The 14,852-nt window shown below is 37.0% G+C and carries 18 protein-coding genes; 15 read left to right on the top strand and 3 right to left on the bottom strand.

What is annotated here, in order from left to right:
* Positions 1–248: 248 nt before the first annotated feature.
* The 8 genes from ccoN (at position 249) to K2N75_RS06620 (ending at position 6,180) form a co-directional block, all read left to right on the top strand.
* The gene (ccoN, locus tag K2N75_RS06655) at positions 249–1,715 is read left to right on the top strand and encodes a cytochrome-c oxidase, cbb3-type subunit I (protein ID WP_297679572.1); all 1,467 of its coding nucleotides are present in this window, start codon (positions 249–251) and stop codon (positions 1,713–1,715) included.
* A gap of 12 nt (positions 1,716–1,727) precedes the next feature.
* On the top strand, positions 1,728–2,411 hold the full coding sequence (ccoO, locus tag K2N75_RS06650; RefSeq protein ID WP_115551703.1) for a cytochrome-c oxidase, cbb3-type subunit II: 684 nt from the start codon (positions 1,728–1,730) through the stop codon (positions 2,409–2,411).
* Between the two features lie 2 nt (positions 2,412–2,413).
* A complete protein-coding gene (locus K2N75_RS06645) occupies positions 2,414–2,632 on the top strand; it encodes a cytochrome c oxidase, cbb3-type, CcoQ subunit (RefSeq protein WP_297679571.1) in 219 nt (72 codons plus the stop codon).
* Positions 2,633–3,514 carry a c-type cytochrome gene (locus K2N75_RS06640; RefSeq protein WP_297679570.1) on the top strand — a complete coding sequence of 294 codons (882 nt, stop codon included), beginning with the start codon at positions 2,633–2,635 and terminating at the stop codon, positions 3,512–3,514. It begins immediately after the preceding gene.
* 12 nt (positions 3,515–3,526) lie between these two features.
* Positions 3,527–3,733 (top strand): DUF4006 family protein, encoded by a 207-nt coding sequence (locus tag K2N75_RS06635; RefSeq protein WP_115551700.1) that lies wholly within the window; start codon positions 3,527–3,529, stop codon positions 3,731–3,733.
* A 113-nt stretch (positions 3,734–3,846) separates the two neighbouring features.
* Positions 3,847–4,428 (top strand): TPM domain-containing protein, encoded by a 582-nt coding sequence (locus K2N75_RS06630; RefSeq protein WP_297679569.1) that lies wholly within the window; start codon positions 3,847–3,849, stop codon positions 4,426–4,428.
* Entirely contained in the window at positions 4,425–4,919 is a 495-nt protein-coding gene (locus tag K2N75_RS06625) for a hypothetical protein (RefSeq protein WP_297679568.1), read from the top strand. The genes K2N75_RS06630 and K2N75_RS06625 overlap by 4 nt, the downstream gene beginning before the upstream one ends.
* A gap of 64 nt (positions 4,920–4,983) precedes the next feature.
* Positions 4,984–6,180 (top strand): sugar transporter, encoded by a 1,197-nt coding sequence (locus tag K2N75_RS06620; protein WP_297679567.1) that lies wholly within the window; start codon positions 4,984–4,986, stop codon positions 6,178–6,180.
* Between the two features lie 21 nt (positions 6,181–6,201).
* Here K2N75_RS06620 and leuB read toward each other — a convergent pair whose 3' ends face one another.
* Complete coding sequence (gene leuB, locus K2N75_RS06615) at positions 6,202–7,263, bottom strand: 3-isopropylmalate dehydrogenase (protein WP_297679566.1); 1,062 nt, start codon at positions 7,261–7,263, stop codon at positions 6,202–6,204.
* Between the two features lie 20 nt (positions 7,264–7,283).
* Complete coding sequence (locus K2N75_RS06610) at positions 7,284–7,784, bottom strand: 3-isopropylmalate dehydratase small subunit (protein ID WP_297679565.1); 501 nt, start codon at positions 7,782–7,784, stop codon at positions 7,284–7,286.
* A gap of 155 nt (positions 7,785–7,939) precedes the next feature.
* On the opposite strand from K2N75_RS06610, the gene K2N75_RS06605 reads away from it, so the two are divergent.
* From K2N75_RS06605 to K2N75_RS06585, 5 genes are read left to right on the top strand one after another with little or no spacing between them, the layout of a single operon-like run.
* Complete coding sequence (locus tag K2N75_RS06605; protein ID WP_297679564.1) at positions 7,940–8,740, top strand: TOBE domain-containing protein; 801 nt, start codon at positions 7,940–7,942, stop codon at positions 8,738–8,740.
* A 9-nt stretch (positions 8,741–8,749) separates the two neighbouring features.
* On the top strand, positions 8,750–9,511 hold the full coding sequence (gene modA, locus K2N75_RS06600) for a molybdate ABC transporter substrate-binding protein (RefSeq protein ID WP_297679563.1): 762 nt from the start codon (positions 8,750–8,752) through the stop codon (positions 9,509–9,511).
* Positions 9,504–9,989, top strand: a complete 486-nt coding sequence (locus K2N75_RS06595) for a hypothetical protein (protein WP_297679562.1) — start codon at positions 9,504–9,506, stop codon at positions 9,987–9,989. Before modA ends, K2N75_RS06595 begins: the two co-directional genes overlap by 8 nt.
* A 49-nt stretch (positions 9,990–10,038) precedes the next feature.
* Positions 10,039–10,683, top strand: a complete 645-nt coding sequence (gene modB / locus K2N75_RS06590) for a molybdate ABC transporter permease subunit (RefSeq protein ID WP_297679598.1) — start codon at positions 10,039–10,041, stop codon at positions 10,681–10,683.
* Positions 10,680–11,558 carry an ATP-binding cassette domain-containing protein gene (locus tag K2N75_RS06585; protein ID WP_297679561.1) on the top strand — a complete coding sequence of 293 codons (879 nt, stop codon included), beginning with the start codon at positions 10,680–10,682 and terminating at the stop codon, positions 11,556–11,558. Before modB ends, K2N75_RS06585 begins: the two co-directional genes overlap by 4 nt.
* A 181-nt stretch (positions 11,559–11,739) precedes the next feature.
* Here K2N75_RS06585 and K2N75_RS06580 read toward each other — a convergent pair whose 3' ends face one another.
* Positions 11,740–12,387: an HAD family hydrolase gene (locus tag K2N75_RS06580; RefSeq protein WP_297679560.1), complete on the bottom strand. Its 648-nt coding sequence runs from the start codon at positions 12,385–12,387 to the stop codon at positions 11,740–11,742.
* A 121-nt stretch (positions 12,388–12,508) separates the two neighbouring features.
* Here K2N75_RS06580 and lysA point away from each other — a divergent pair, with 121 nt between their 5' ends.
* Together lysA and pheA are read left to right on the top strand one after the other, a co-directional pair.
* Positions 12,509–13,765 carry a diaminopimelate decarboxylase gene (gene lysA, locus K2N75_RS06575; RefSeq protein ID WP_297679559.1) on the top strand — a complete coding sequence of 419 codons (1,257 nt, stop codon included), beginning with the start codon at positions 12,509–12,511 and terminating at the stop codon, positions 13,763–13,765.
* A gap of 12 nt (positions 13,766–13,777) precedes the next feature.
* A complete protein-coding gene (gene pheA, locus K2N75_RS06570; RefSeq protein ID WP_297679558.1) occupies positions 13,778–14,842 on the top strand; it encodes a chorismate mutase in 1,065 nt (354 codons plus the stop codon).
* The last annotated feature ends 10 nt before the right edge of the window (positions 14,843–14,852 follow it).

Genomic DNA, 14,852 nt, shown 5'->3' with positions numbered 1-14,852 from the left:
TAAGTAGTCGTAGGCAGCGTAAGATTTTTATAAGAGACAGGGGTAAATTACCGAATTAATAAATGCCTTAGAGTGTGATTCTATTTTGTTTTATTTAAAAAATATTAAGATTTTTAAGAATCTAAACATTTTCTCTTATTTCGTTAGCTATTTGTTGTGAATTTTAAGCTAGTAATTATGCTTTATTTTATAAAATATTGGGATTCTCTATAAAATATGTAAGGGAAATCTTAGAGGAAGGAGCAAATATGCAATCAAATCCTGCGTTAGAGTATGATTACTCCATTGCAAAACTATTTCTTTTTGCAACGATCGCATTTGGTATTGTTGGATTGTTGTTGGGTGTTGTGATAGCTTGTCAAATGGCGTTCCCAGACCTTAATTATTTAGCCGGTGAGTTCGGAACATTCGGACGCTTGCGACCTTTACACACAAATGGAATCATCTATGGATTCACATTGAGTGGTATTTGGACAGCCTGGTATTATTTGGGACAAAGAGTCCTAAAAATTTCTTATAATGAACACCCATTTTTAAAAGTGGTTGGTCATTTACACTTTTGGGTTTATATTGTGCTAATGGCACTAGCGGTTGTTAGCTTGTTTGCTGGTATGAGTCAGTCAAAAGAATATTCTGAACTTGTGTGGCCATTGGATTTGTTAGTTGTTGTTGTATGGGTGTTATGGGGAGTTAGTCTCTTCGGTTCAATGGGTGTTAGGCGCGAACAAACTATTTATATTACTTTGTGGTATTTTATTGCGACATTTGTAGCAATTTCTGCACTTTATATCTTTAATAACCTTTCGATTCCAACTTATTTAGTTGCTGAAGTAGGATCTGTTTGGCATTCTATTTCTTTATATGCAGGAACAAATGATGCGATGGTGCAATGGTGGTTTGGACACAATGCGGTTGCATTTGTTTTCACTTCAGGAATTATCGGTGTGATTTATTATTTCTTGCCTAAAGAATCAGGACAACCAATTTTCTCTTATAAATTGACTTTATTTTCATTTTGGGGATTAATGTTTGTTTATATTTGGGCTGGTAGCCACCACCTTATTTATTCTACTGTTCCAGATTGGATGCAAACAATGGGTTCAATTTTTTCAGTTGTTTTGATCTTGCCATCTTGGGGAACAGCAGTAAATATGCTATTAACTATGAAGGGACAATGGCATCAACTTAAAGAATCTCCGCTCATTAAATTCTTGCTTTTAGCTTCTACTTGGTATATGCTAACCACTTTGGAAGGACCAATTCAATCTATTAAATCCGTTAACGCTTTAGCGCACTTTACAGATTGGATTATCGGGCACGTGCATGATGCAGCGTTGGGTTGGGTTTCTTTTACAATCATTGCAGCTTGTTATCATATGACTCCAAGATTATTCAAACGTGAAATTTACTCTAAAAAACTAATGGATATTCAATTCTGGGTGCAAACCGTTGCGATTATTCTTTATTTCTCAAGTATGTGGATTGCAGGAATTACACAAGGTATGATGTGGAGAGCGACAGATGAGTTTGGAAGTTTGGCTTACTCATTTATTGATACTGTAACTGTATTAATGCCATATTATACAATTAGAGCAATTGGTGGAGTATTGTATTTCTTAGGCTTTATCATCTTTGTTTATAATATTATTATGACCATTGTTGCTAGTAGGGAGCTTGAGAGCGAACCTAAATATGCAACTCCAATGGCAGCGTAAAGGAGGCTTGTGATGTTTCATTGGTTGGAAAAAAATCCGTTTTTCTTTACGGTAGTCTTTTTGTTAGTGTTCTCAATTGCGGGATTAGTTGAGATTTTACCAGATTTTGCTAAGGCTTCACGTCCGACAGAGAATCTCAAACCTTATACGCTTTTGGAAACAGCAGGGCGTCAAGTTTATATTAGCGAAAGTTGTAATGCATGCCATTCTCAATTAATTCGTCCATTTAAGGCAGAAACAGATCGTTATGGTGCTTATAGTTTAAGTGGTGAATATGCTTATGACAGACCATTTTTGTGGGGTTCTAAAAGAACAGGACCAGATTTGCATCGTGTAGGTGATGTCCGAACCACAGATTGGCACGAAGAGCATATGTTAGACCCAACTGCGGTAGTTCCGGGTTCTATTATGCCAGCATATAAACATCTATACAATAAAAATGTAGATGTAGATACTGCTTATGCGGAAGCTTATACACAAAAAGTTGTTTTCTCAATGCCTTATGACACAGAAAATAATCCTAAGTTAGGTGATTTAGAAGCGGCAAGAGCAGAGATTTTAGCAGAAGCAAAAATTTTAGCAGAGGATATGAAAGATCCAGAAATAAAAGCTGCACTTGAAAGAGGCGAAATTAAGCAAATTGTAGCATTGATTGCTTATTTAAACAGCTTGGGACAAAAAAGAAGGGCTAACTAATCGTGGAATATGAAACGATAAGAATCATTCAAGGTTATGCTTATTGGTTTATTACAATTCTATTAGTGTTTTTGTTGTATGGATATATATTTCATCTTTACAAAAGCCAAAGAAGTGGAAAAATTGATTATGAAAAATACGCAAGACTTGCGTTAGATGATGACCTAAATGATGCTTTAGTGGAAAAACGAAATAATAAAGACGAAAAGAAGGAGAGCTAAATGGAATGGTTTAACTTGGGCGACAGTGTAAATCAACTTGGATTGCTTGGCGCCGTAGCAATTTTAGCTTTGACTATTTTCATTGTCGGTGGTTACATCAAAAAGATGAAAGATAGCAAGGCAGAAGGTGAATTAACAAGTGAAGATTGGGATGGCATTAAAGAATTTAAAAATGATATTCCAATTGGATGGGGTGCTACTTATCTTGTATTGTTGATTTGGGGTTTATGGTATTGGTTTGTAGGTTATCCTCTCAACACTTATTCACAAATTGGGGAATATAACGATGAGGTAAAAGCTTATAATGCAAAATTTGAAGCACAATGGCAGAATATTGATGCTCAAACTTTGACAAAAATGGGACAAAATTTATTTTTGGTTCAATGCTCACAATGCCATGGAATCACTACGGAAGGGATGAATGGCACAGCAGCAAATTTGGCAGAGTGGGGTAGAGAAGAAGGAATCATTACAACAATTAAAAATGGTAGTAAAGGTTTAGGCTATATGTTAGGAGATATGTTGCCTCTTAGTGAAGTTGCTCCCGGTGTAGTAGATTCTGAAGAAGCACAAAAAGCAGTTGCTGCTTATGTAATGGCAGAAATTTCTGAAGTTAAAAGTACAAAATATCCAGACTTGGTTGCAAAAGGTAAAGAGCTTTATAGTGCTGCAACATGTAACGCTTGTCATGGTGAAGATGGAGCAGGAATGGGTGGTATGGCACCAGATCTTACCAAATATGGAACACCAGCATTTGTAGCTGAAGTGCTTGAAAAAGGTAAAAAAGGACATATTGGTATTATGCCAACTTTTAAAACTCAAATGCTAACTGATAAGCAAAAAGAAGCTTTGGCGCACTTTATCTATTCAGAGAAAAACTAAGGAGGTTTGAGTATGAATGGTTTATTTGGAGTTAATGGACTTTTGGGCTTTATCGTAGCAGTTGTTTTGTTACTTTCTGTTGTTTTCTGCCTTGGCTATACAGCAGTAGTAACACAAAGTGCTCAAGCAAACAATCCTTATACGATTGAAAATGCAAACACTTTGCAAATGAGAAGTGCTGACAATGCTCAGCATTATAAAGAAGTAGGAGCGAAATAATGGTTGAATATAGTGGATTAGAAAAAATTCTTTTTGTAGCTCATATTGTAGTGATTGTTGCATCTATTGCAGTTGCTTTTATTCCCAATATGCTTCTTTATGTTGGTTAATGAATGTTGAAAGCACTTAAAATAGGGATTCTTTCCCTATTTTTTTGCACATTGGCTTTGGGTAAAACCTATGTGTTGGAAAACCAAAATCAGCTTATCAAAAAAACAACAGATTTTATAGAAGTATTATCCAATGAAGTGTTTGAAAAAACAGGTGTTTCAATGTATGTTGTTGCTCTTGAAGGTTTAGAGGGAATAAATCTTGAAGAGAAAGAACAAAACTATCTACAAAATCTAAAAGAACCTTTTGTTCTTCTTTTTTTTGTGCATAAAGAAAAAAAAATAAATATCATTGCGAGTGCAGAGGCTGAAAAATTATTTGATAAACGGACGGTTTATTGGGATTATATTGTGCCTTTGATTCCAAAATCTGATAAAGACCTTACACAACAAAGTATATCTGCCTTTTTGCTCAATGGTTTTGTAGATATTGCCGATAGGATTGCCCAATCACGAAATGTGGAGCTTGAACATAGTTTTCCCAAACAAAATAAAGGACAAAGTGTTGTACGTATAGTGCTTTATGTAATGTTGTTTGTCTTACTTTTGCTTTTTGTTTTTGTGTATTTGAGGAGAAATAAATGAAAAATTATTGGCCTTTTGGAATCTTTTTGCTTGCAATGGTTGTTGTAGGGCTTATTGTGCTAACTATTAAAGTGGCAGTTATGAATCCTGTTGAATTGCAAAGTATATGCCAACGCAGTTCGCAAGAGATTGACGCAAATATTAACGAGATTGTCAAAAGCCGCGAATCATTTTTGAATAAATATAATGTTTCTTTTGAAGGTGCATTGCAGCAAGACACAAAGAGTTTTCGCCAAATCTTTTTACGCTTGAGTAATAAAAAAAATGGCAAGATAGAAACAGATGCTAAAGTAAGTTTTTTTCTTACACGACCAAATACAATTAAAGAGGATAAGAATCTAGGGGAGGGTGAATTGGTTGAGGGTTTGTGGCAAAGCCAAAGCTTTGAAGTGCAAAAGGAAGGACGTTATCAAAGTGAAGCATTGGTAGAAATTGGGGAGGATTCTATTTGCGTTACACAAGAATATTTTATTCAAAAATCCATTAATTAAAATCTATTGATTATTCTAGCCTTGGTGGGCTAAAGTTCCATTACATACTTTGTTTGGAGGAATTATGCAGGATTCTCAAGCAAATCATTCAACTTATCATTGGAAAATGTGGCTGGCTGTTATTGCCATTAGTCTTGTGGCATTTATATTTAATACTTCAGAGTTTGTTCCCATAGGTCTTTTGAGTTTGATTGCAAAGGATTTTGGTGTAAGCGAGGCGGAAGCTGGGTTTTTAATTAGCCTTTATGCTTGGGTGGTGGCACTTGCGTCATTGCCTTTGATGTTGGCTTGTTCTCGCTTTGAAATGAAACGGCTTCTACTCTTCGTTGTTGGGCTTTTTGTTTTGAGCCATATTGGCTCTGCACTATCTAGTGGATATTGGACATTAATGCTATCTAGAATTGGAGTTGCTTGTGCGCACGCATTATTTTGGTCTATTGCTACTCCAATGGCAGTGCGCGTAGCCCCTAAAGGTAAGGAAAGTGTAGCACTTAGTTGCATTGCGACAGGTACAAGTATTGCATTAATTGCTGGATTGCCTTTAGGAAGAGTGATTGGATTGCATTTAGGTTGGAGGATTAGTTTTTTAAGCATTGGAATCGCTGCATTTCTGCTTCTTTTGGTTTTGGTTAAGAGTTTGCCTAAAATACCTAGCGGAGGCGCAATTTCTCCTAGAAGCTTGCCAAAACTCCTCAAAACTCCACAATTACTTGGAATCTATGGAATCACACTTTGCCTAGTTAGCGCACATTTTATTGTGTATAGCTATATTGAACCCTTTTTAATGCAGTATGCGAATTTTGGAGAAAATGTTATTACAATGGTATTGATTGTCTTTGGGGGTATTGGTTTTGTGGGAAGTTTTGTATTTTCTAAATATTATAATACATACAAGACATTTTTCTTAAATTTTGCAATTTTTGGGATTTTTATTGCGCTTATAAGTTTGATTGGAGCGAAATTTAGTCTTTTTGGGGCATTATTGATTTGTGTGCTTTGGGGCTTGTGTATTACATTATTTAATCTTACCCTCCAAGCAAAAGTATTACAATTAGTTCCTGTTGGCACTGCTGTGGCAATGTCAATGTTTTCTGGAATTTATAATGTCGGTATCGGAAGTGGAGCATTTATAGGTGGAATCGTGATTCAGTATTTAGGGATTGCAAATCTTGGATTTGTGGGTGCGGGAATTGCACTTTGTGTTTATATTTATTATAGAATGTTTTTTAATAATAAAATTGTGGCTGGAGGAAAGCTTTAAAACGCGTTTCCTCATCGGGGTTTAAATATGTTCTGCAATCACGCTGCCCATACGCTCACACGAGCAAACTTCCTTAGCACCGAAATTTGCAATATCTTTTGTGCGATAACCTTCTTTTAGCACCGCTTCAATCGCATAGTCTATCGCATCTGCTGCTCTTATTTCCCCTAAAGAATAGCGCAACATCATCGCAGCACTTGCAATTGTAGCGATTGGATTTGCGATTCCAAGTCCTGCAATATCGGGAGCACTTCCGTGAATTGGCTCGTAAATGGCAGCCTTTCCGCCGATAGATGCAGAGGGCAATAAACCGATAGAACCACTAAGCATACTTGCCTCATCACTCAAAATATCTCCAAAAAGATTGCCTGTCAAAATCACATCAAACTGCTTAGGATTGCGAATCAACTGCATTGCCGCGTTATCTACATACATATTGCTAAGTTCCACATCGGGATATTCTTTTGCTACTTCGCTAACGACTTCTCGCCATAGTTGGCTGACATCTAGCACATTTGCTTTATCCACAGAGCAAACTTTCTTACTTCTTTTTTGTGCGGCTTTAAATGCTGTGTGTGCGATTCTTTTAACTTCTTCTACGCTATATACCATTGTGTTATAGCCACGATTCTTATCGCGTCCCTTTGGAGTGCCAAAATAGATTCCCCCGATGAGTTCTCGCACGACAAGTATATCTACTCCTTGCACGATTTCGGGCTTTAAAGTGCTTGCTTCAAGGAGTTCATTATAAACTTTTGCTGGACGGAAATTTGCAAAAACTTCTAGGCTTTTTCTTAAACGCAAAAGTCCGCTCTCGGGTCTAAGTTCGCGCGGTAGATTATCCCATTTTTCACCACCGATTGCACCAAAGAGAGTTGCATCAGATGCTAAACAACCCGCAATCGTTTCTTCAGGAAGTGGATTTTGTGTCAAATCATACGCAATACCTCCCATCAAAAAGTCTTCAAAATGAAGTGCAAAATTAAACTTTTGTGCAGTAATTTTTAATATTTTAATCGCCTCATTGACGATTTCTGGACCGATTCCGTCTCCTTTGATAACAGCAATCTTGTAAGTTGTCATTTTTTGCCTTTTTATAAAGATTATTTGGTTAGATTTTGCGCTTTGGCATAGGGGATTAACCCGCCACTTGTCAATAATTCAAGCATAAAAGGTGGAATCGGAGCAAATGGATAGGTGCATTGTTGGGTGAGATTCTTAATTACCCCGTTAGGCAAGTCTATTTCTAATGTATCTCCTTCCTTAATGGAATCTGCTTCTTGAATCTCTAAGATTGGCAAGCCTGTATTAAAGGCATTGCGATAAAAGATTCTTGCATAACTCTTGGCAATTACCGCGCTAATCCCTGCCTCTTTAATCGCTACAGGAGCGTGTTCTCGGCTAGAACCGCAGCCAAAATTTTCACCCCCTACGATGATGTCGCCTTGACTGATTTCATTGACGAATCCCGCACGCGCATCTTCCATTAAATGCGAAGCTAGAATCGCTGTATCACTTGTATTTAAGTATCTTGCAGCAATGATTAAGTCTGTATCAATATTATCTCCAAACTTCCACGCCTTACCGCTAAATTGCTTTTGCATAAAATCCCCTTAAAATTCATAAAAATAACGCGTATTATAGCAAAGCGAATCTAAATTTTAGGTATTGACAATCGTTATATATTAAAATATAATTCGCTAGTTTCGTTTGGAGATTCAGGCAAAAAAGCGAAATGATTTGAGTTTGGAGGCTTAAAATGAGAGTGCAAGGAAGGCTTTGGGTTAAAGAGCAGGGCAAGAATTTCTTAGGGCACGGCAAGGTAGAATTGCTAGAGCGAATTGCTCAAAGTGGTTCTATTTCCAAAGCAGCAAAAGAAATGCGAATGAGCTATAAAGCTGCGTGGGATAGCATTGATTTGATGAATAATGTCGCAAATGAGCCTTTAGTTGTGCGTGTAACAGGCGGCAAAGGCGGTGGTGGCACACAAATTACACAAAAAGGATTAGAAGCAATCCGAATCTTTCGCGAAATGGAACGCGTCCAACAAGAGCTTTTTACACTTTTTGAAGGCAATTTAAACGATTGGGATTCCATAATGGATTATTCCAATTGGAGTGATAGTGCTAAAAGGAGATTTATGATTAAAACGAGTGCAAGAAATCAGTTGTTTGGTGAGATTGTGTCCATTACAGAGGGCAAAGTCAATGCTGAAGTGGTGTTAAAAATCAATGATTCTATGCGTATTTCTAGCACGATTACTTTGCATTCTCTTAAGGATTTGGGGCTAAAGGTTGGTTTGAAAGCCTATGCGCTGATTAAGGCGAATTGGATTGTAGTCTTTAGCGAAGAGCCCAAAGGCACTTCTATGCAGAATTGTATTGGCGGTGTGATAAAGCATATCACAGATGGTGCAGTAAATTGTGAAATAGAAATGGAATGTGAAAATGCAAGATTCTCCGCGGTGATTACGGAAGAATCCCAAAAGAATCTTGCATTAAAAGTAGGGCAAAAAGTTTGGTTTGGATTCAAATCCAACAATGTAATTTTAGGTATTTAAGGAGAAAAAATGAATTTTACAAAAAAGTTTTTGATTGCTGGAGTTTGTGGGTTAATCTTATCCTTAAGTGCGCAAGCAGAGGAAATTAAAGTTTTGGGCGCGGCGTCGCTTAAGTATGTATTAGAAGAAATCAAGAATGATTTTTTGAAAAATAAGCCAGAGGATAAGATTGAGATTTCATATATTTCAAGTGGCAAGGCTTATGCGCAGATTAAAAATGGAGCCCCCATTCATTTGTTTGTTGCTGCAGATGTAAGTTATCCTGCAAAATTATATGAAGAAAAGCTTGCACCTGCAAAAGAAGAAATCTACGCAAAAGGTAAATTGGTGCTTTGGAGCAATAATGAGAATTTTAAACTCAAAGAATTTAAAGATATTTTGAATCCTAAAATTACGCATATTTCTATTCCAAATCCAAAGGTAGCACCTTATGGTAGGGCTTCTGTGGAAGCACTGACTGCTACAAAAATGCTGGATAAGGTAGAATCCAAATTTGTAACAGGTGAAAGTATCGGTGCGGCGACAACTTATGTAGAATCCAAAAATGCAGAGGTAGGCTTCACTGCGCTTTCAATGCTTGGAGAAGGTGGAATCCACACAAAAGAAATGAGTTATGTAAGCATTGATGAAAGCCTTTATCAACCAATTAATCAAGCACTTGTGATTCCAAATTATGGGAAAGATTCTAAACTTGCAAAAGATTTTAAAGCTTATATTTTAGGCAAAGAGGCAAAAGAAAAATTTCTAAAATTTGGTTATAGCGTTGAATAAATTACACGGAATCTTAGAGTCTTTTACCGAGCAAAAAGGCATTTTACGCCTTTTTGTGCGTTTGGATTCTATTTCTAGTCCGCAAAGGTTTCAACCAACACAAGAAGTAGCACAAAATGTGGAATCTCAAAGTCATCTTTTTGTGCTACTGCTAGAAGATTCCGCATTTGTTTCTCATTTGTTACATCAGCCCCTGCAATTAGGATTCAAAGAAAACAATATCATCGTAGCGACAGAATTAAAAGGCATACACAATACTTTTAGGGCTGAAATTTTAAAAATTACTCAAGATAGTATTCTTGCGCGTTTGACACTTGCTTCAAATTATGCAGAAAACGGCACGATTGATGTGCTTTGCGCTTTGGATTTTGTGGAGCAAAATGGGCTTAAAGTAGGAGATTCTGTCTTTTGGCACATTCCCGAGAATGAGATTATGCTCTTTTTTGATACAAAAATTTACAATCTAAGGCAGCAATAGGAATACAAAGGAGTGGAAGGTGGAGAATTTGAATGATTTTGCAATCACAATGCTTTTGACTTTTAAGGTTGCATTTCTTACGACTTTTATCTTGCTATTACTTGCGATTCCATTGGGTTATTTTTTGGCTTTTACGCGAAGTAGAATCGCACCGATTTTGGAAGCAGTTGTTTCTATGCCTCTCGTGTTGCCTCCTAGTGTGCTTGGATTCTATCTTTTGATTACCTTTAGCCCGCAAAGTCCTTTGGGAAAATTTTTATTAGATGTTTTCAATCTCAAGCTTGTTTTTAGTTTTGAAGGTTTGATTGTTGGTTCTGTGATTTTTTCGCTACCTTTTATGGTAAATCCTATTCAAGCAGGTTTTGCGGCTCTACCCAAATCACTCTTTGAAGCGGCTTTGACGCTTGGAAAAAGTCGTTTTAGGATTCTTTATTCTGTATTGTTGCCCAATATTTCACGTTCCGTGCTTGTAGGAGTAGTTGTAACCTTTGCGCATACGATTGGAGAATTTGGCGTTGTGATGATGATTGGAGGCAATATTCAAGGGCAAACGCGCGTGGCTAGTATCGCGATTTATGACGAAGTGGAATCTCTAAATTATGCATTGGCACACCAATATGCCTTGAGTTTGTTTGTCATCACTTTTTCTATTTTACTCCTTACTTTTTATCTTAACAAAAGAAGTGCGAAATGATATTTTTGGATTTTGAAAAACAGCTCCATAGTGCGCAGGGCGATTTGACTTTGCAGGTTCGTTGTGAGCTAACACCCCAAAATCTTATTACATTTTTTGGCAAAAGTGGAGCAGGGAAAACTACGATTCTACGCATTTTGGCAGGATTAGATTCACCGGATTCTGGAGTGATTGAAGTCAATGGGGAGGTTTGGTATGACGCGCGTGCAAAAATCAATCTACCACCTCAAAAACGTAGAATCGGGTTTGTCTTTCAGGATTACGCGCTATTTCCAAATATGAGCGTGGAGGAGAATCTAAGTTTTGCTTTGCCAAAAAATGCCGATAAATCGCGTGTGGAATCTTTGCTAGAAATCACGGAATTGTGTGCTTTGCGTAAGTTTAAGCCAAATATGTTAAGTGGTGGGCAACAACAACGTGTGGCTTTGGCGCGCGCATTGGTGAGAAATCCGCAAATCCTGCTGCTTGATGAGCCATTTTCTGCATTAGATTCTGCAATGTCGCGTAAATTGCAAGAAGAATTGTTGCGTATCCATCAGCATTTTAAGCTAACCACTTTTTTGGTTAGTCATAATTTTAGTGAAGTATTTTTTCTCTCAAACTTTGTTGTGCATTTAGAATTGGGTAAGATTGACAAGCAAGGAACTCCTGATGAAGTTTTCTTAAATGGCTTGCCAAGTGGGAAGTTCCGACAAAGTGGGACAATATTGGAAGTAAGCAAGAATGGATTGGTTTATATCGTGAGTGTGCTTGTGGGTAATGAGATTATCCAAATTACCGCGAGTGAAGAGGAAGTTAAGAATTTGCAGAGTGGAGATTCTGTAATAGTTGCTTCTAAGGCGTGGAATCCAATGTTTATAAAAATAGATTCTTAATTCTTTGCAAGGACGCACCAACTTGTCCTTGCTAGCAAAACAATATAATCTAAAATCTCGCCTTAATTTTTAAGATTCCATTGTAAATTGCCACGAATCGCAAACGATTCTTGTAAAGACAAATGCGCGCCACGATTTCAAAGCAGAATCTCGCAACGGCGCGGATTGTATGATAACAAGCTTACAAAGTTTGAATCTTGCGCACAGCTTCTAGGGAATCTTTCACAATGTGATTTGTATAAGATTGCAATAGCTCCAAACTCGCATAGCCACTTAGCACGCCTATGCTTTGAATATTCGCATTGTTTGCTGCTTGAATATCTAAAGGCGTATCCCCAATCATATAAATGTGGTCTTTTGTAATATCCTTTGGCATTGATTTTAGAGCTAATAAAATAGGTTCAGCACTTGGTTTTGCTTCCTTGACATCTTCTCTACCAATCACGCAAGTAAAATATTCTAGGACTTTGAGATGTTCTAAGATGATTTTAGAGTATTTGCCTGTTTTGGTGGTTACAACTCCTAAATGCGCGAACGAATGTGCTTCTATAATTGCTTGTTGTGCATTGTTTAACAAATGTGTTTTAGGAATGCAAATTTCTCCATAATGTTGCCGATAAATTGCGATAAAGTCTGGAATCTTGGAGGATTCTACATCAAAAGTTTTAAACATATCCTCAAGCGTGTGTCCAATTTGTAAGCTGACTTTTTCATAACTTGGAGCAGGGTGATTGAGGGCTTCACAAGCTTTACAGATGCCCTCATAGACTGCTTGCGTAGAGTCAATTAATGTGCCATCTAAGTCAAATAAAATAATCTTATCTTTCATTATGTTTTGAACCTTTTAATACTATGAACTTAAGTTTGAAAGTGTAACTAATTTTAGTTTAAAGATTTAAGGCATTTTTGATTATAATTACAAATTCAACTAGAAAAATAAGAGCAGAGAAATGAAAAATATAGAATCCCAAAATATCCCTAAACTTGATGGAAATTTTGATAAAGATTTATTACAAAAGGCTGCAAAAGAATTTGGCACACCTTTATATGTTTATGATTTAGATAGAATCCAAGAAAAATATGAGCAGATGAAAGCGGCTTTTAGCGGAAGAAAAACAATGATTTGCTATGCGCTAAAAGCAAACTCTAATTTAAGCATTATCAAAAAATTGGCTAGTTTGGAGAGCGGGGCGGATTGTGTTTCTTTGGGCGAGATTCAGCGCGCTATTTTGGCAGGGATTCCAAAGTATAAAATCATTTATAGCGGCGTGGGCAAACAAGCTTTTGAGATTCAAGAAGCTTTGCGCATTGGAATCTTATTTATCAATGTAGAATCCAAAGAGGAAATGTTGCTTGTGGAATCTTGTGCGCAAGAGTTAGGAATCCCTGCGAGAATTTCTATACGTGTCAATCCAGATATTGACCCACAAACGCACCCTTATATTTCCACAGGGCTAAAAGAAAATAAATTTGGTGTGAGCATAGAAGAGGCTAAGGGTATGTATTTGTTGGCACATCATTCCAAATACTTAGAGCCTGTCGGGATTCATTTTCATATTGGCAGTCAATTAACCAAGCTTAAGCCTCTTGCGGAATCCGCACGCAAAATCGCACAACTTGCGCATAGTTTGTTGGCACTCAAAATTGAGATTAAGTTTTTTGATATTGGTGGCGGGATTGGAATCACTTATAGTGATGAAACCACCATTAATCCTTATGATTACGCACAAGCAATTTTAGAGGAATTGCGAGGATTGGACTTGACAATTATTTGTGAGCCGGGTAGATTTATCGTAGGAAATAGTGGCGTGTTTTTGACAAAAGTGCTTTATCAAAAAATACATCAAAATAAGCGGTTTGTGATTGTAGATGGTGCGATGAATGATTTAATTCGTCCAAGTCTTTATGATGCGTATCATCAGATTGTGCCGCTTAGCACAGAATCGCAAGAGTTGAGTAGTGCAGATGTGGTAGGTCCAATTTGTGAGAGTGGAGATTATTTGGGTAAAAACATTTCCTTGCCTCCTCTGCAAAATGGAGAGGTGCTAGCGGTGCTTAGTGCTGGAGCGTATGGGTTTAGTATGGCAAGTAATTATAATTCTCGTCCGCGCTGTGCAGAGGTTGCAGTTGAAAATAGAGCCATACGATTAATCCGCAAAAGAGAGTGCATAGAGGATTTGATTGCGTTAGAAAAAGATTGTTTATGAAGGAATCTTAAGATGAATTTACAAAATTTTAGAAAAGAGATTGATAGTATTGATGATGAAATTTTGGGATTATTAGAAAAGCGTATGGAGATTGTCAAACGCATTGGCAAAGCAAAGTTGCAGAGCAATACCCCTATTTATCGTCCAGAGAGAGAAAAAGAAATCATTGATAGATTGCACTCTAAAGGTTCTTTATCGCTTAATAGAGCAGCGATTGAGGCAATTTATTCGGAGATTTTTGCAGTCAGTCGTAATTTGGAATCGCCAGAACGTGTGGCGTATCTTGGTCCTCTTGGAAGTTATACACATCAAGCGGCAGAAAGCAGATTTGGTGCAATGTGTGAATATTTTTCTCACAATACCATTACGCAAGCAGTTAAAAGTGTAGAAAATCAATGCGCAAGTTATGCGGTGATTCCGATTGAAAATAGTCAAAATGGCGTTGTGGGCGAAACATTGGATTTGCTAAGAAGCACAGAGTTAAAAATCGTAGCTGAAATTTATATGCCGATTCATCATTGTTTTGCAAGTCAGACACAAAAAATTCAAGAAATTGAGGTTATTTACTCTAAAGACATCGCCTTTGGACAATGTTCTAATTTTTTAAGCGAGCATTCTTTAGACCATATTCAGAGGATTCCGGTAGATTCTACCGCACGTGCAGTGCAGCTTGCAAAAGAAAATCCCAAATGTGCCGCCATTTGCTCACCTATTGCAGCGAAACTTTATAGCACACCAATTTTATTTGAAAATATTGAGAACAATTCAGACAATAAAACGCGTTTTATTGTGATTAGTAATTTCAAAAATCAACCTTGCGGCAAAGATAAAACTTCTTTGTTTGCAATTTTGGCAAACGACGACAAGCCCGGTGCGATTCATCGTCTGCTTTATGATGTAAAAGATTTAAATATTAATATGACTTTTTTCCAATCTCGCCCTAAGCGCACAGGGAATGATTTTGACTATTGCTTTTTTATTGATATTGATGGACACATTGATGATACGAATGTGAGCGAATTATTTAGACGCTATCCAAACGAATTAAAATGGCTTGGAAGTTATTTAAAAATGTAAAACTTGAAAA

The organism is Helicobacter sp. (assembly GCF_029067145.1).
GTDB lineage: Bacteria > Campylobacterota > Campylobacteria > Campylobacterales > Helicobacteraceae > Helicobacter_D.
Note: the sequence above shows the minus strand (reverse complement) of the source record. Positions and strands in the feature narration are given on the sequence as shown.

What these genes read in the sequence shown, in the direction of transcription:
- ccoN (WP_297679572.1), top strand. Translation starts at nt 249, where the DNA reads ATGCAATCAAATCCTGCGTTAGAGTATGATTACTCCATTGCAAAACTA.
- ccoO (WP_115551703.1), top strand. Translation starts at nt 1,728, where the DNA reads ATGTTTCATTGGTTGGAAAAAAATCCGTTTTTCTTTACGGTAGTCTTT.
- K2N75_RS06640 (WP_297679570.1), top strand. Translation starts at nt 2,633, where the DNA reads ATGGAATGGTTTAACTTGGGCGACAGTGTAAATCAACTTGGATTGCTT.
- K2N75_RS06635 (WP_115551700.1), top strand. Translation starts at nt 3,527, where the DNA reads ATGAATGGTTTATTTGGAGTTAATGGACTTTTGGGCTTTATCGTAGCA.
- K2N75_RS06630 (WP_297679569.1), top strand. Translation starts at nt 3,847, where the DNA reads ATGTTGAAAGCACTTAAAATAGGGATTCTTTCCCTATTTTTTTGCACA.
- K2N75_RS06625 (WP_297679568.1), top strand. Translation starts at nt 4,425, where the DNA reads ATGAAAAATTATTGGCCTTTTGGAATCTTTTTGCTTGCAATGGTTGTT.
- K2N75_RS06620 (WP_297679567.1), top strand. Translation starts at nt 4,984, where the DNA reads ATGCAGGATTCTCAAGCAAATCATTCAACTTATCATTGGAAAATGTGG.
- leuB (WP_297679566.1), bottom strand. Translation starts at nt 7,263, where the DNA reads ATGACAACTTACAAGATTGCTGTTATCAAAGGAGACGGAATCGGTCCA.
- K2N75_RS06610 (WP_297679565.1), bottom strand. Translation starts at nt 7,784, where the DNA reads ATGCAAAAGCAATTTAGCGGTAAGGCGTGGAAGTTTGGAGATAATATT.
- K2N75_RS06605 (WP_297679564.1), top strand. Translation starts at nt 7,940, where the DNA reads ATGAGAGTGCAAGGAAGGCTTTGGGTTAAAGAGCAGGGCAAGAATTTC.
- modA (WP_297679563.1), top strand. Translation starts at nt 8,750, where the DNA reads ATGAATTTTACAAAAAAGTTTTTGATTGCTGGAGTTTGTGGGTTAATC.
- modB (WP_297679598.1), top strand. Translation starts at nt 10,039, where the DNA reads ATGCTTTTGACTTTTAAGGTTGCATTTCTTACGACTTTTATCTTGCTA.
- K2N75_RS06585 (WP_297679561.1), top strand. Translation starts at nt 10,680, where the DNA reads ATGATATTTTTGGATTTTGAAAAACAGCTCCATAGTGCGCAGGGCGAT.
- K2N75_RS06580 (WP_297679560.1), bottom strand. Translation starts at nt 12,387, where the DNA reads ATGAAAGATAAGATTATTTTATTTGACTTAGATGGCACATTAATTGAC.
- lysA (WP_297679559.1), top strand. Translation starts at nt 12,509, where the DNA reads ATGAAAAATATAGAATCCCAAAATATCCCTAAACTTGATGGAAATTTT.
- pheA (WP_297679558.1), top strand. Translation starts at nt 13,778, where the DNA reads ATGAATTTACAAAATTTTAGAAAAGAGATTGATAGTATTGATGATGAA.